This is a genomic window from Halodesulfovibrio aestuarii DSM 17919 = ATCC 29578 (assembly GCF_000384815.1).
Classification (GTDB): domain Bacteria; phylum Desulfobacterota; class Desulfovibrionia; order Desulfovibrionales; family Desulfovibrionaceae; genus Halodesulfovibrio; species Halodesulfovibrio aestuarii.
Window position 1 is genome coordinate 992844 of record NZ_ARQF01000020.1, and the last position, 15081, is coordinate 1007924.

12 protein-coding genes and 3 tRNA genes are annotated in these 15081 nt (G+C 44.6%); 10 read left to right on the forward strand and 5 right to left on the reverse strand.

Going from position 1 to position 15081, the window contains the following annotated elements; genetic code table 11:
• Positions 1–38 precede the first annotated feature (38 nt).
• From serS to F461_RS0110430, 4 genes are all read left to right on the forward strand, one after another.
• The gene (serS, locus tag F461_RS0110415) at positions 39–1328 is read left to right on the forward strand and encodes a serine--tRNA ligase (protein WP_020001100.1); all 1290 of its coding nucleotides are present in this window, start codon (positions 39–41) and stop codon (positions 1326–1328) included.
• A gap of 69 nt (positions 1329–1397) precedes the next feature.
• Positions 1398–1473, forward strand: a tRNA-Lys gene (locus F461_RS0110420).
• A 136-nt stretch (positions 1474–1609) separates the two neighbouring features.
• Positions 1610–1685 (forward strand) — tRNA-Lys (locus F461_RS0110425).
• A gap of 138 nt (positions 1686–1823) precedes the next feature.
• Positions 1824–1899 (forward strand) — tRNA-Lys (locus tag F461_RS0110430).
• A 363-nt stretch (positions 1900–2262) separates the two neighbouring features.
• Here the strand turns inward: F461_RS0110430 and mtnA are convergent.
• On the reverse strand, positions 2263–3312 hold the full coding sequence (gene mtnA / locus F461_RS0110435; RefSeq protein WP_020001101.1) for an S-methyl-5-thioribose-1-phosphate isomerase: 1050 nt from the start codon (positions 3310–3312) through the stop codon (positions 2263–2265).
• Positions 3313–3627: 315 nt separating this feature from the next.
• On the opposite strand from mtnA, the gene F461_RS17680 reads away from it, so the two are divergent.
• Positions 3628–4926, forward strand: coding sequence for a GGDEF domain-containing protein (locus F461_RS17680; RefSeq protein ID WP_020001102.1), 1299 nt, complete (start codon positions 3628–3630; stop codon positions 4924–4926).
• Between the two features lie 276 nt (positions 4927–5202).
• Here F461_RS17680 and F461_RS0110445 read toward each other — a convergent pair whose 3' ends face one another.
• The 3 genes from F461_RS0110445 to F461_RS0110455 all read right to left on the reverse strand — a co-directional run bounded on the left by F461_RS0110445 (position 5203) and on the right by F461_RS0110455 (position 9474).
• The gene (locus tag F461_RS0110445; protein WP_020001103.1) at positions 5203–6138 is read right to left on the reverse strand and encodes a DUF7973 family transport facilitator; all 936 of its coding nucleotides are present in this window, start codon (positions 6136–6138) and stop codon (positions 5203–5205) included.
• Between the two features lie 166 nt (positions 6139–6304).
• Entirely contained in the window at positions 6305–7660 is a 1356-nt protein-coding gene (locus F461_RS0110450; RefSeq protein WP_020001104.1) for a sigma-54-dependent transcriptional regulator, read from the reverse strand.
• Complete coding sequence (locus F461_RS0110455; RefSeq protein ID WP_020001105.1) at positions 7660–9474, reverse strand: ATP-binding protein; 1815 nt, start codon at positions 9472–9474, stop codon at positions 7660–7662. Before F461_RS0110455 ends, F461_RS0110450 begins: the two co-directional genes overlap by 1 nt.
• A gap of 239 nt (positions 9475–9713) precedes the next feature.
• Here F461_RS0110455 and F461_RS0110460 point away from each other — a divergent pair, with 239 nt between their 5' ends.
• The 3 genes from F461_RS0110460 (at position 9714) to F461_RS0110470 (ending at position 11622) form a co-directional block, all read left to right on the forward strand.
• On the forward strand, positions 9714–10253 hold the full coding sequence (locus F461_RS0110460) for a Spy/CpxP family protein refolding chaperone (RefSeq protein WP_020001106.1): 540 nt from the start codon (positions 9714–9716) through the stop codon (positions 10251–10253).
• A gap of 320 nt (positions 10254–10573) precedes the next feature.
• Complete coding sequence (locus F461_RS0110465; protein WP_020001107.1) at positions 10574–11002, forward strand: hypothetical protein; 429 nt, start codon at positions 10574–10576, stop codon at positions 11000–11002.
• Positions 11003–11013: 11 nt separating this feature from the next.
• On the forward strand, positions 11014–11622 hold the full coding sequence (locus tag F461_RS0110470; RefSeq protein ID WP_020001108.1) for a hypothetical protein: 609 nt from the start codon (positions 11014–11016) through the stop codon (positions 11620–11622).
• 135 nt (positions 11623–11757) lie between these two features.
• On the opposite strand, the gene F461_RS0110475 is transcribed toward F461_RS0110470, so the two are convergent.
• Positions 11758–12951, reverse strand: coding sequence for a DNA polymerase IV (locus F461_RS0110475; protein ID WP_235633773.1), 1194 nt, complete (start codon positions 12949–12951; stop codon positions 11758–11760).
• Positions 12952–13189: 238 nt separating this feature from the next.
• On the opposite strand from F461_RS0110475, the gene kdsB reads away from it, so the two are divergent.
• Both kdsB and carA read left to right on the forward strand, forming a co-directional pair.
• A complete protein-coding gene (gene kdsB / locus F461_RS0110480; RefSeq protein WP_020001110.1) occupies positions 13190–13939 on the forward strand; it encodes a 3-deoxy-manno-octulosonate cytidylyltransferase in 750 nt (249 codons plus the stop codon).
• Positions 13939–15063 carry a glutamine-hydrolyzing carbamoyl-phosphate synthase small subunit gene (gene carA / locus F461_RS0110485; RefSeq protein ID WP_020001111.1) on the forward strand — a complete coding sequence of 375 codons (1125 nt, stop codon included), beginning with the start codon at positions 13939–13941 and terminating at the stop codon, positions 15061–15063. Before kdsB ends, carA begins: the two co-directional genes overlap by 1 nt.
• Positions 15064–15081 lie beyond the last annotated feature (18 nt).

Here is a 15081-nt window from a genome sequence, read left to right on the forward strand (position 1 = left end):
CTAACAAATCGTACAAAATTTCAAGGAGCCGCATTTCAATGCTCGATCTCAAACTTTTGCAGAAAAATCCGCAAGTTGTAGCCGAAGCTTTGGCTAAGCGAAACTCTTCCATTAATGTTGAAGAGTTTTCTAAAATCGACAAACGTCGCAGAGAATTACTCGTAGAACTTGAGTCTCTTAAAAGCGAACGCAACAAAGCATCCGGAGAAGTAGCTCAGATGAAACGCTCAGGCGAAGATGCATCTGAACTGATTTCCCGTCTCGGTTCACTGTCCGATAAAATCAAAGAGCTTGATGCTGAAACGGATACTATCAAAACCGTAATGAATGAATGGCTTATTGCTGTTCCTAATATACCACATGAAAGTGTTCCTGTTGGTGCAAACGAAAACGATAACGTTGAGTCACACAAATGGGGCGAAAAGCCATCTATGTCCTTCACTCCTAAAGAACATTGGGAAATTGCAGAGACTATGGGCGGCCTTGACTTTGAACGCGCTGCTAAACTTACCGGCTCCCGCTTTGCTGTATTGTGGGGCTGGGCTGCTCGCTTAGAACGCGCTCTTATCAATATGTTCCTCGATATGCAGACTCTTGAGCACGGCTACACTGAAGTGTTCCCGCCTGCTATCGTAAACAGCACAACCATGACAGGTACCGGTCAGCTGCCAAAATTCGAAGAAGATCTCTTCCGTCTTAACCATAAAGACTACTACCTCATCCCGACTGCTGAAGTACCACTGACAAACATGCATTCTGGTGAGATTCTTGAGGAAGGCGATTTGCCGCGTGCATACACTGCACAAACTCAATGCTTCCGTTCTGAAGCTGGTAGTTACGGCAAAGATACTAAAGGTATCTTTCGCATGCACCAGTTTACCAAAGTTGAGATGGTGCGCTTCGCGCATCCAGACAACTCGTATGATGAACTTGAAAAAATGCGTCAACACGCAGAAAACATCCTCCAGCGCCTCGGTCTGCACTATCGTGTAGTAACGCTGTGCACTGGCGACATGGGCTTCTCTTCCTCTAAAACCTACGACATCGAAGTTTGGTTACCGGGACAGAATAAATACCGTGAAGTTTCCTCATGTTCCAACTGCGTAGATTTTCAAGCTCGCCGTGCAAACCTCAGATTTAAACGCAAGGGCTCTAAAAAACCTGAGTTTGTGCATACACTGAATGGTTCCGGCCTTCCTACAGGTCGTACCATGATTGCGATCATTGAGAACTATCAACAGGAAGACGGCTCTATCGTAATCCCAGAAGCCTTACGTCCTTACATGGGTGGTCTTGAAAAAATCACTCCAGATATGGCAATCAAATAAAAAATCACTTTTTTTTTAAAAAGTATTTGACAAGATGAGTGCTCAACTATAGAACTGCACTCCTCAAACGGGTCGTTAACTCAGTTGGTAGAGTATCTGCCTTTTAAGCAGAGAGTCGCAGGTTCGAGCCCCGCACGACCCACCATTGAATGTAAAGACCGGAATTTCGGTTCCGGTCTAATTTATTCACTTCGTTTGAGTAAGGTTACTCGCAGTCAAACTTTTATTTGAAAAACATTTGACATGAGGATGCGAAGCCGTTAAAAAAATTTTCCTCAAGAGGGTCGTTAACTCAGTTGGTAGAGTATCTGCCTTTTAAGCAGAGAGTCGCAGGTTCGAGCCCCGCACGACCCACCATGTATATATAAGCCGTATTCGCGAAAGCAAATACGGCTTTTTTAGGTGCAAAAGGTGAGGGTTATAGCTTTCTAAAAAATATTTTTTAGAAAAATGTTTGACAAGATTACATGGAGTCTATAAACCACATCTCCGAACGGGTCGTTAACTCAGTTGGTAGAGTATCTGCCTTTTAAGCAGAGAGTCGCAGGTTCGAGCCCCGCACGACCCACCATGCATATATAAGCCGTATTCGCGAAAGCAAATACGGCTTTTTTGCGTCTACTGTCCAGCAGTCCCCCCCCCTCTCTGACAACGCAAATAATTATTTATTGTATTTCGAATCAAGAACGTTACGCTGCGAACAGCGCCCGTTAATTGATATTTTTCACGGCTTCATTTTGCTGAATTGGATAACAAAAGGACTGTCCTTGTTATGCAGGACAGTCCTTTTGTTATTACCCGAAAAGTCGTGAAGCATACTCCGCAAAGTTACGTAAAAAAGTGCTTACTCCGCAGGTAAAAATTTTAAAGATTCGTATAAGAAGCCCTTTATTAAAAAGCTCTTCACCGTCGCAACCCCCTAAAAAACATTGTCCTACTTACCCTGCTCTTCGAAGGCTTTCTTGATGGACTCAGTGAACGGAGGACGCAGCACACCCACTTCAGTCACGATCCCTGCAATAAGCTCATTTGGAGTCGGATCGAAAGCAAAGTTAAACACTGGTACGCCATCTGGAGTAATCTGGGTATCACCCACGTGCGTTACTTCCAACGGAGTACGATCTTCAATCGGGGTTGAATCACCATCAGGCATATTTCTGTCAATAGTGGACAATGGAGCTGCTACATAAAAAGGAACCTTGTGCGCTTTAGCGAGGAGCGCCACGGAGTACGTGCCGATTTTATTTACAGCATCACCATTTGCGGCAACGCGGTCTGCGCCTACAACAACTTTATTAACCATGCCCCGACGCATGAGAAGCCCGCAAGCATTGTCACATGCTACGGTAACAGGAATCCCGTCTTCTTTCAGCTCATACGCAGTCAGTCGCGCGCCTTGAAGGAATGGACGAGTTTCGTTTGCAATAACTGAAACATCTTTTTTACCAGCATCTATGGCACCACGAACAACACCAAGTGCTGTACCGTATCCTGCTGTTGCAAGTGCCCCTGCATTACAATGGGTCATAATAGTATCGCCGTCTTCTATAACAGTTGCCCCGTGTACGCCGATAAGCTTGCAAATTTCAATATCTTCTTGATGAATAATCTTTGCTTCCTCAAGCCAGATCTTCATGAGCTCTTCGATAGTTTCAACCTGAGAAGATGCCCATAATGCTTTCATACGCTCTACTCCCCAACGCAAGTTAACTGCGGTTGGGCGCGCTTCTGCAATTTCTTCCAGCTTGACGTTAAGCTCTTCTTTCCAATTCTTGCTGTCTGCAACTTCATTTGCTGCAATCCAACACCCATATGCTGCCGTAACGCCGATAGCAGGCGCACCACGCACAACCATCGTCTGCAATGCATAAATAATATTTTCTACAGTGCGACAATAGTAATCGTCTTCACGCGTCGGAAGATAACGCTGATCGAGCAACACAAGGGCAGAATCTTCATCAGAAAAACGAATATGACGTTCCATTAACTACTCTCTATAGGTTTTAGAAAACGCCTCAACATGCCGATAAAAGATAAGGGATGCAGGACAATGACAAGACGAAAAACTCTATCTGTCCATCATAACTGCTAAACTTCTCTAGAATGAAAAAATCTTTTTTTTAGAACATAAAGCATCGAGAAACGTATTCTGTGAGTAAAAGTGTGTGCCACACAGATACCCTGTTGCCTTTATCTGAGCAAGAAAACACACAGGGATTGCCCCATAGGACACTTCAGGCTATGACGTGCATTAGAGAGGGTTGGAATTAAAGATGATATCAAACGTTACGAGTTTACTATGAGAGCACTTACCAGTTTAGTTCTCTCTTTGTTCCTGCCTATTACTATCCTTGCGGGAACATTTTTTATCGTAATGAATCAGCATTTCATTCCGCAATCAGTTCTTCCTATCGTACCTGCTTTACCGTTTATTTTTGCCATTAGCGGTGGTGCCATTGCCTGGCAATTTAAGCGGAGCAGAGCCGTTTTTCTGTTAATACTGATAGCACTCTGTTGCTGGTTTATTACCCTATATCTACCCGGTATGAGCAGTGCCGGCATGCGCCTGCGTTTGGCCTATGGTCTTTCTGCAATGTTATTGCCCATAAACTTAGTCATCTTTGCCTACTGTGAAGACAGAGGCGTTCTCACGCTTTGGGGCTCCATTTCCGGAGCATTCATCACTATTCAGGCAGCAATTGTTGCAGCCATGCTTGCCACTCCACAGCAAGATAGCTTCATTGCATGGCTTCAAGAAACTGCACTTTCACTTGATCGTATCGATATTTTGCCCATATGGGCAACGAGTTGGACATTTATCCCACAAATCGTACTGATGGTTACCGGGACTGTTTTATTTCTTCTGCTCATATTCATGACTCTCAACAAAGGTAAACGTGACAGCATATACGTAACGCTTATCACAAGCTGTATTGCCGTTATGGGGGCATATCATTACGTAACTATCCCCAACGCAAGCGCACTTTTTTTTACAGCAGCAGCGGTTATCGTCACCCTTTCTTTATTTCAAGATTCATACTTCATGGCATACGTGGACGAGTTGACAGACTTACCTTCACGCAGAGCCTTGAATGCCGATTTCAAAAAACTCGGCAGAAAATACGCACTGGCAATGGTTGATATCGACCATTTTAAAAAGTTCAACGACACATACGGACACGACATCGGTGATGATGTACTGCGCATGGTTGCAGGGCATCTGTCCAGAGTCTCCGGCGGTGGCAGAGCCTACCGATACGGAGGCGAAGAATTTACTATTGTGTTCCCAAAAGGCGTAGCAACGGAAGTTCAATCGCACCTTGATGAATTGCGCCAACGAATTGCCACAACGAACTTTCACATTCGTAGCGGCAAGCGTGCTCCTAAAAAAAGAAACGCACGCAAGGGCTCTGTAAACGTCACAATATCCATTGGGGTAGCCGAACGTACAGATGGGTCACAATCACCTATGGAAGTGGTAAAGATGGCAGATAAAGCCCTCTACAAAGCAAAAGGCGCAGGACGAAATATCGTTAAGCTTGCCTCAGCACCAAGAAACAGCAGATCAAACGACAAGAAATCCCGATTCAGCAGATAACTAAACCTCGAAGGACAAGGACATAGCCCCCTGCGTCCTTGCAGGCTTACCTTCTATCTGTGAATGAACAAGATATCCCCCCGACGTTATCAGCTTTTTTTCCGTAGATAACCTTCTAGAGAATTGACGTATCTAAGACATTAAGAACAAAAAAGCGGCTTGCCCTATAAAGGACAAGCCGCTTTTAAAATTAACTCTGCCACTCGTTAATACATATTCTCTATTCAACTATGCGCAAAATAAACTGCAATACCGAAGACTGCAGTGTTTCATCAATTACGCAAGAAGATTAAGAGCACATGTTACAACAGCAATACCAAATGCTGGTGGGTCAACGTGGGTGTCACCATGGTTCCAGAAGAGACGGGCGCCTAATTCCTGAACAAGTGCACCAGCAACTGCTGCAACTGCACAGATAGCAAGGCTACCGAAGTTTACCCAAGCGATACCCGCAAGAATGGCCTGACAATGCCATACAGGTACTCGTTGAGCAGTGTCTGTACCAAGCTGCAATGAAATAAGAGAGATTGCAGCAATAGCCCAACCAATAACAACCTGAGCTGTTTTCGTTGTGCCAGAAGCAATGCCTGCTGCCTGGGCGTAATCACCAATTGCCATTGCAACGCCACCAAACACAAGACCGATGCCGATAGCAAACATAATCATACGGGAGAACGGCAACATCCATGGAACCCATGACAAATTAGTGTCATCAGTACCAAACAGGCCGAACTTTTTGATTGATTCAGAGTTGCCAAACGGGCTCTGACGAAGGAACATAGCACGAGATACAAACGCGCTAGTAAGAACAGTAAGTGCGATGGTGTCCTGTCCGCTCATGAAAGAGGCAAACCAAGTATTACAAAGATGACCGAATACAGCGAAAAGGCCACCAACAAGTAATACGTCCCATGAAGTAGGCATCAAAGACGCAATAATATCCTTAGCTCCACCTGTAGGATGATTCTTGCGAATGCCCTGTGCATAGTTAGCAGCAGCAACACCAGCTGCAAAGCCACCAACATGCGGGCCGAAGATAGGACCGAATCCGACTACGGAGAGCATAAAGTCTCCACCGCCAGCTAAGGCAATCATACAGCCTGAAAATACAAACAGACCACAAAGCACGAAGGACAGCAGCCCGCCAAGAGCGCCGCCCAAAATTCCTCCACCAAAACAGACTAGTAACGTCGTTATGCTAAACGGTTCCATTCTGCCTCCACTTGTTGTGCTTTCCCTCTCAGCGAATGCAACAAGTTCCCCTATAGTGTGGCAGGTAGGGACATCAAATTGCAAGTGTAACTAGGCCGATAAGAAGGATTACATAATATAAATGAGATAACGATTGGTCGTATATACTAGTATAATCAATAAAATGCTACTCAAATCCATAACGTTTTAGCTTATTGTGGAGGGTTGCCCGTGTAATTCCTAATCTTCGCGCGGTCTTGCTTTTGTTATGCTCGCACTCCTCCAGAGTTGCCAATATCGCCTTGCGCTCCAATTCATCAAGAGACATCCCTGTCAAAACAGATACTTGCGCCTGCTGAATAGGTGCTTCGTTTTCTTTTACAGATAATGACAATGGCAACTCACGGGTAGAGATATACTCACCCATGGTCATAATTACAGCGCGTTCAATAACATTTTCAAGCTCACGCACGTTTCCCGGCCATGCATAACGGATAAGGGTGTCCATTGCCTGCGGAGCCAAGCCCTTGATATTTTTTCGGTTCTTATTTGAATATTTTTTCAGGAAGTATTCTGCAAGAAGCGGAATATCACTCGGCCGCTCACGTAACGCAGGAACACGAAGCGCGATAACATTAAGGCGATAATAGAGATCTTCTCGAAAATTACCGTGCTCCACCTCTTCAGGAAGGTCACGGTTAGTGGCAGTAATAACCCGAACATCAACCTTTTCCACAGTATCACTGCCCACACGCTGCACTTCGCCCTGCTGCAGGGCTCGCAAGAGCTTGGGTTGCAAAGCAACAGGGATTTCACCCACTTCATCAAGAAAAAGTGTGCCGCCGTCTGCCTGCACAAACCTGCCCTCCCGGCGTCTATCCGCACCGGTAAAAGCTCCGCGTTCATGCCCAAACAATTCAGATTCAAGCAAATTCTCGCTCAAAGCAGCACAGTTGATAGCTACAAACTTCTGACCTGCCCGATTGCTGGCACTATGAATAGCATTTGCAACAAGCTCCTTACCTGTTCCAGACTCCCCGGTAATAAGCACAGAAGCATCTGAAGGAGCAATTGTGGCAATTATCTTACGAAGCTCCTTAATTACATCACTATTGCCAACCATTCCCATATTGTTTGGTTCCAGACAACTTCCCAACTCTTCATTTTCGGAAACAATACGGGTGTGATCAAGCATGCGTTCGAGCGTCAGCTGGAGCACTTCAAAATCCAATGGCTTGGTAAGATAATCGTACGCACCTATTTTTAATGCCTTTACTGCAGTATCAACTGACGAAAATGCAGTCATAATAAGAATAGGGATGGACGGGTTGTACTCCTTAATTAATTCAAGAGCAGTTATGCCATCCATGTTCACCATTCTGATATCCATCAGAATGGAATCATAGGACTGCTTCCGCACCATTTCGACAGCAACATCACCATCATCGGCTTCTGCCACATCGTAGCCCCAGCCTTTGATAAGAATTTTAAGCATGGAACGGTGCGCCAAATCATCATCTACTATTAATACTTGTGCGCTCATTAGGCGTTTTCTCCTACCGGTGACACTGGAATTTCAATAACAAACTGAGCTCCGGCACCTTCCTGTGGTTCCACGTGAATTGTGCCGCCGTGTGCTTCAATAATTTTAAGCACAATGGAAAGACCTAGTCCTGTACCCTGACTTTTAGTTGTATAATATGGTTCAAAGATACGAACAGCATCCTCTTTACTAATGCCTTTACCGGTATCGGAAATAGCCAGTGTAACTAATTTTTCAGTATGGGAAAGGTTCACGGTAAGAGTACCGCCTTCCGGCATGGCTTCAAAACTGTTTAAACAAATATTCAAAACAGCCTGAGAGAATCTGTCCGGATCAACAAACAGATGTGGAAGAGTGTCATCATTTACAACATTCAAAACAACATTATGTGTTGCAGCATCTTGTTTGATTAACCCGAAACAATGCTTAAGCAATACATTTAGGTCAGTCTCTGTACGACGTAGATCAGACGGTCTGGAAAGACTGATGAGATCCGTAATTACACGATTAAGGCGCTCAACTTCATGCACCATAATATTAGCAGCTTCCCTGTCCTCAGAGCCTTCTTCAAAGCGACTGCCAAAATACGTTGCATACCCTTTAATTGAACTTAAGGGATTGCGGATTTCATGGGCAACACCAGCTGCAAGCGAACCGACAGCAGCCAGCTTTTCCTTGCGGCGAACTTCTGCCTCAAGTCTGCGCACTTCACGAAGATCACGCAGCAGATAGACATACCCGATAGCGGTACCGTCATCCAGAGCGACAGCAGAACCACTCACGCCAATCGGGATAATTTCACCGTGCTCACCGAGACACTCAACTTCGATTTCAGAAAGAACTTCACCACCGGTAAGCTCTACAAGACGCGCTACGCATTCCGGCAACACGTCTGAAGGGAGTTTCCCCACCACATCACCATCTGTAAGATTCAACTGCTCCAGAGCAACATCGTTCAACATAGCGATACGGCCTTCATCATCCGTCACCAGCAAGCCATCGGGAAGATTATACATAACTTCATTGGCTAGAGCTTCAGAGCTCTGCATACGTCTGCGTGACTGACGTGCTTTCTGTGCCCATGTCAGTGCAAAAAAACCTGCAAGACCAATAAGCAGAATAAACACAGCATTCACCATCGCGTGCTCTCTATTCACTCTCTGTGCAGTGGCAAAGGCCTCCTCATCCAGCCCAATATAAATAACTGGTACAGGGCCGTGTTGTGGAAAAAGTTTACGCCTGAACATATGTTCTTCTTTTGAACACTCTCGAGCCTGCATCCCCTTATGGTTTTCCATCTTGCAGACGGAACGAGGCATTCCGTGAGGCTTGCCTGACATTAGAGCAAAAGGACGAAATTCTCTGTAAACAACAAATGCCTTCTCTCTGCCCTGCTCCATAATGCGCCACGAAACGTGTCTCCGAGGGTGCAGCTTTGCTAATTGCTGCATACTGAATGCACGGGTGCCAACTACGTTGGGATTACTGTGGGCGATAATATTACCATTAGCGTCAGTTGCCATAAGAAACAAAATACCAGACTGGCTTGCCATTTCCTCTAACATGGTCTGAAGCCTAAGAGCTTTCATATTAAGGCGAAAATCTGTTCGGGTTCCTGCTTCCAGAGCCTTTATGATAGAGGCGCCTTTCTCTTCATAAAATGTTTCCAGCTGTCGATTCTCCTGCTCAATACCCCGTATTGTCATAAAGCTGATAACCATGCCGAGGATAATAATCCCACCGGCGAGTAACCATAACGAAGTAACAAATTGAGATCGCACTATTTTTTTCTTACGAAGAATGGTCTCTTTCATAACAGCCCTGTGTATTCTTTTTTTTCAGTGTAAAAAAAATAAACAACCAACACAAAACATTCTGTATGCTTTTTTTACACATATATTTTGGTTTATTTTTCCCAAAACAACACTTCTCAAGACAACGCTTTGTTTTAAAACAACTTATCTACAAAAGGAAAAACTTGGCACAAGCGTTGCTTTATTAAGAACTAGCAAAACACGAACCATTACTTGATCATTAAATATAGGAGTTCATTATGCAGTTTAAAACATTAAAACTATTAGTTGCGACAGCATGTGTCATGGCAGTGGCCACCGTAGCTTTAGCCGCAAGTCCGAACTGGACAGACCTTAGCGAAGCTCAGCAGCAGAAGTACATAACTCTGCACGATGATTTTATTAAGAATACGACTCCACTTCGTGATGCTATATGGGCAAAACAAGTAGAACTTAACGCCCTTATGAACAATGAAAATGTTGATGCAAACAAAGTTGCAAGCGTAGTTACTGAAATGAACAAACTCCGTGCAGAGATGCGTGCTCAACGCACCGCTTTTGCAGCAATTGTAAAAAAAGAAGTTGGTGTTGACCCAATTGCTAACCCGCACCGTGGATATGGTATGGGTTACAACTGTCCGAGATACAAAAACAACATGGGTGGACAGGGGATGATGCGCGGTCAGGGCATGCGTGGACAAGGTATGATGCGTGGTCAGGGTATGCGTGGACAGGGCATGATGCGTGGTCAATGTGGCTACAATGGCAATATGCCAATGCCTGCTCCTGCTCAGCAGTAACAACCAAAATTTATACTCCGCAATCCGTCACAACTCGCGGCAGCGAGTCCTTCACCTAGTGTGGCGCATTGCACACCTTCTTAGTTGTCTTTTACCCTCCGGGGTAATTCGAATACAAAGGGTAATTGGTACCCTTTCTCCCCCAGATGGAAAGGCCCTGTACGAATCCTCAAGTACAGGGCTTTTTCTTTTTTATAATCAGCAAATATACGCTAAACGCTCTCCATCAGTTATCCTTATCGCTAATCATTGAGACACCCCAGTTCAATAGTACAATACTAGGAAAAGATGCACTCTTTGACGCTCTTTGGGGGAGATTTATGCGCCAAAACACACTAAAATGGATAGTAGTACTTACCTTGCTCCCCATTCTCTCCGCACTTGCCATTCAGTATGAAACCCGCAGAACCTCCGGTACGATCTACATTGAAAAAGCAGTACCTGAACAGGTCATGCTGATTCTCAACACAACACACCCGGAGAAAGTTGAAACAACATTTATGCTCGCCCGAGATCTGTACAATAAAGGAATAGAAACCACGCTTGTTTTAGAAGGATCAGGTGTAAATCTGGTGCGCATGCTGCATACTAAGAATTTTGGATATGAGGGTAAAATTGCTGTCTGCAAGAAGTGCATGGATAAATTTGATATTCAGAAAGAAGAACTCCCTGATGGTGCATATCCTACTTCTGAGAACCTAACCTTCATCATTCATGTCGAAGATTACATGAATCCGAGCTTTGAATAACAGGACATACCATGAATACGTTCAAGGAGATGATCACGACTCTTTGTATTCTACTATTTTTCACACCCCTGCTCCACGCAGAAACTATCTCTGCATTTTCTGCAACTCCGCTCCATGTACAATACTGTACACCGCCAGCTAGTAGTTCTTATCGAGAAATAACATTTATTATTCCTGCAGCAAACAAACTCAGGCAGGCAGTGCGTACAGTCACCCTTGCAAATAAACGCCAGCGCGCTGGGGTGCACACGATTATCCTGTTTGAAAGTACAGCAGCAAGCCTTCCGGTTGTTCAAGGAATTCCATATGAAACAATTACACAGTACACAGAAAAAAGAGGGGGAACACAGCAACAATCAATCTCAAAGTGTTCTAAAAGAGCCACAGGCACCATTCCTCCACTTATCCCTGAAATAACTATCCCGAACGCACAGCAAATATATCTGCCTCTTTTGGATAAGCTTCTTCTGGAACATGCCAGACTTGGTGGCAACATAGTGTTGTGCCCCTGCTGCAACCAAACACTGAAGCAGGGAATAAGGTATCTGCCCAAAAGAATTGCGCCTAAGAAGCTACAACATCTCAAAAAACAAATGAAGATACCTGAGGGGGATTATTAGAGTATGTTCTAAAGCGGGGACTAGTTTTTTAGGGAGGGGATGGGGAAAAGTTTGATTGTAAAAACGGTAGGAGAGTTTGCGGGAAACATTAATACAAGAATATGCATTTATTAAAGAATATTTTATTTTTGGAAATTATTCGTCAGTAAAGCCGAAAAGACTTCCTCGACAAATGACTTTGTTTCCGAACTTATTACGCACTGCATCCAATGCTTCATCAATCTGCTGCTGTTTTTTAGTAGCGCGCACAACACCCGTGCACCTATGCTGCATGTGATCAAGCATATTAAGCTGCTCTAAACCGGTATTATTGTAATTTGAAAGTCCAAGGCCGATCAGACGTACAGGTTTTACAAGGTCAATAGCATCCAGCAAATCTGCTGCTACTTGATAAATAACATCTGTCGTGTTGGTGGGATCAGGTAATGTCTTACTTCGGGTAAGAGATTGAAAATCACTGTACTTAACTTTTAATGTAATAGTACGCCCTTTAAGTCCATGCTTTCGCTGGTTCTGCCCCACACGGTCTGCATGACGCATAAGCCATTTTTTGAGCAACACCTTATCGAGTGTATCCTTATGCAACGTAGTTTCTGCACTTTCTGATTTCGCCTCTATAGAAGTTTCAACTGCTCGTTCATCAATGCCGTTGGCACGTTCCCATAGCGCAATGCCGCTTTTCCCAAACCGGCGTTCCCAAAATTCAAGCGAATATTCCAGAACATGACCGCAAGTACTGACGCCAAGTTCATCAAGCTTTTCAACAAATTTTTTGCCTACTCCGGGAATTTTACGCACAGGAAGTTCCTGCAAAAAAGTTGAAACATCTTCTTCGTAAATAGCGAACAGCCCGTTAGGCTTGTTGTAGTCAGAGGCAATTTTAGCAAGAAACTTTACAGGAGCGATGCCGATTGAGCATGTCAGGCCAACGGTATCAAAAATTTTCTGCTTCATCCCCTGCGCCATTTCAAGAGGAGAGCCGAAAAGATGACCGGCTCCTGTTGCATCAATAAAAGCTTCATCAATTGAAGCTTGTTCAATAACCGGGGAATATGAATAGAGCACGGACATTACTTTACGGGAAATTTCCACATACCGCCCCCGCGAGATATCTGCATATATCCCGTTCGGACACAGCTTACGTGCCTGAACAATAGGCATAGCAGAATGCACACCAAATTTCCGTGCTTCATATGAAGCCGCACATACAACACTACGATCTCCAGAACCACCTACAATGACAGGTTTCCCTTTCCATTCCGGGTGGTCTAGTTGCTCAACAGAAGCAAAAAAAGCGTCCATATCAAGGTGCATAATGCAGCGTTTCATACACAACATATACCAGAATGCCAGTACGGACAGAAGCCCCATTGTGACACAAAGCAGTTTTGTACAGTCAGCCTACGAAAGTAACAAAAATTCAAGATGCTACTACAAACTCATTTTTTCTCTTTCCTTTTCAAAAAAACTAGCATACTCTCTGACGGTTTAAACAGTGCCCCATAGCGTGGGGCTTTTCTGTGTCCAATCTATTACTCCCCCTAATATTAGGGAAATAGGTGTGCATATGGCTCTAACAGCTTCCTGCTTTGGTATTATACCCGCACGGTACGATTCCTCGCGCTTTCCTGGAAAACCGCTTGCGCTTATCGAGGGCAAGCCTATGTTCTGGCATGTATATCAACGTGCCTGTTCATGTCCGGAGTTCGACAAAATCGTATTGGCAACGGACGACGAACGTATTGCAAACATCGCGCGCGAGCTGGATGTCGAATACGTAATGACCCGCAAAGACCACCCCAGCGGGACGGACAGAGTATATGAAGCTGCATGCTTGCTTGGCGCTGGTGAAGACGCTGTTATTGTAAACATCCAAGGCGACGAACCTGCACTTAACCCGATTATGCTCACCGAGTTAGTTACCCCATTCTTAACAGACGGCAATGTACAGGTAGCGACACTCGCGCACCATATTACCGAAGAAGAAGCAGCAAGTCCTGACAAAGTAAAAATTGTTCAGGCTGCAAATGGTGACGCACTCTACTTTTCCCGCGCACGTATCCCATTTGCGCGAGATGGCGAAACAACTAACGGGTATCTTGGGCATATTGGCTTATACGCATTCCGTTTTGGAGTTTTAAAGCAGTTCACAAAGTGGGAGCAGTCCAGCTTAGAGCGTATAGAACGACTTGAGCAACTGCGTCTTTTAGAGAATAATGTTCCTATCAGAGTGGTATGCACGGAGCATAAGACACACGGTGTGGATCGTCCTGAAGATATAGACGTAATTTTAAAACTTTTACGGGAGAACGCCTGATGAAAGCCATTTTGGCACTTGAAGACGGCTTTGTACTTGAGGGTCGCTCATTCACCGGACCTGGTGAAACTGGCGGTGAGGTCATCTTCAACACTGGTATGACTGGGTATCAGGAAATTTTGACAGACCCTTCCTACGCTGGACAAATGGTATGTATGACATACCCGCTTATCGGCAACTACGGCGTAACTGAAGAAGATATTGAGTCAGGCGGGGTTCACGCTGCAGCACTTATCGTAAAAGAATGCTGCAAAGTTCCTTCTAACTGGCGTTCGGTAGCGTCTCTGCCGGACTATCTCAAGCATAGTGGTGTACTTGGTATTGAAGGAATTGATACAAGAGCACTTACAAGCCACATTCGTAAGAACGGCGCAATGCGAGCAATTATATCTACAAAAGAACTTAATGTAGAAAAGCTTGTTGAAAAAGCAAAAGCGCTTCCTTCTATGGAAGGACTCAATCTTGTAAAAGACGTTGCACCAACAGATGTATACCGATGGGATGGTGTTCGACCGCAAAAAATCCGTCTTGTAGACGGTGTTTACAGTTGGACAGGCAAAGGTCCCAAAATTGTTGTGTACGACTTTGGCATTAAATGGAACATCTTACGACTATTGCATGAACTGGGACTTGACTTACTAGTCGTTCCTCCGTCATTTACAGCAGAGCAGGTTGCATTAACTGGTGCCGATGCAGTCTTTTTATCTAACGGACCAGGTGACCCTGCGACACTTAAAGATGAAATTGCCGAAATTACTAAGCTTTGCGACATGATGCCTGTTGGCGGTATTTGCCTTGGACATCAGCTACTTGGACACGCATTAGGTGGCACAACATCCAAACTTAAATTTGGGCATCACGGCTGTAACCATCCTGTTAAGGATTTGACAACTGGGCGCATTGAAATTTCTTCGCAGAACCACGGATTCTGTGTTGAACTGGATAGTGACGATGTGGAAATTACTCACATCAACCTCAACGATAATACAGTTGAAGGCATTGCACATAAAGTTAAGAGTATTATTTCTGTGCAACACCATCCAGAAGCTTGTCCGGGACCTAATGACAGTCACTACTTCTTCAAACGATTCAGTGACATGGTTAAAGAAAGTCTCAACAAGTAGTTTCATCACGCTTCCCAA

Bases quoted from the DNA above. Each gene is read 5' to 3' on its own strand.
- serS (WP_020001100.1), top strand. From the start codon at position 39: ATGCTCGATCTCAAACTTTTGCAGAAAAATCCGCAAGTTGTAGCCGAA.
- mtnA (WP_020001101.1), bottom strand. From the start codon at position 3,312: ATGGAACGTCATATTCGTTTTTCTGATGAAGATTCTGCCCTTGTGTTG.
- F461_RS17680 (WP_020001102.1), top strand. From the start codon at position 3,628: ATGAGAGCACTTACCAGTTTAGTTCTCTCTTTGTTCCTGCCTATTACT.
- F461_RS0110445 (WP_020001103.1), bottom strand. From the start codon at position 6,138: ATGGAACCGTTTAGCATAACGACGTTACTAGTCTGTTTTGGTGGAGGA.
- F461_RS0110450 (WP_020001104.1), bottom strand. From the start codon at position 7,660: ATGAGCGCACAAGTATTAATAGTAGATGATGATTTGGCGCACCGTTCC.
- F461_RS0110455 (WP_020001105.1), bottom strand. From the start codon at position 9,474: ATGAAAGAGACCATTCTTCGTAAGAAAAAAATAGTGCGATCTCAATTT.
- F461_RS0110460 (WP_020001106.1), top strand. From the start codon at position 9,714: ATGCAGTTTAAAACATTAAAACTATTAGTTGCGACAGCATGTGTCATG.
- F461_RS0110465 (WP_020001107.1), top strand. From the start codon at position 10,574: ATGCGCCAAAACACACTAAAATGGATAGTAGTACTTACCTTGCTCCCC.
- F461_RS0110470 (WP_020001108.1), top strand. From the start codon at position 11,014: ATGAATACGTTCAAGGAGATGATCACGACTCTTTGTATTCTACTATTT.
- F461_RS0110475 (WP_235633773.1), bottom strand. From the start codon at position 12,951: ATGAAACGCTGCATTATGCACCTTGATATGGACGCTTTTTTTGCTTCT.
- kdsB (WP_020001110.1), top strand. From the start codon at position 13,190: ATGGCTCTAACAGCTTCCTGCTTTGGTATTATACCCGCACGGTACGAT.
- carA (WP_020001111.1), top strand. From the start codon at position 13,939: ATGAAAGCCATTTTGGCACTTGAAGACGGCTTTGTACTTGAGGGTCGC.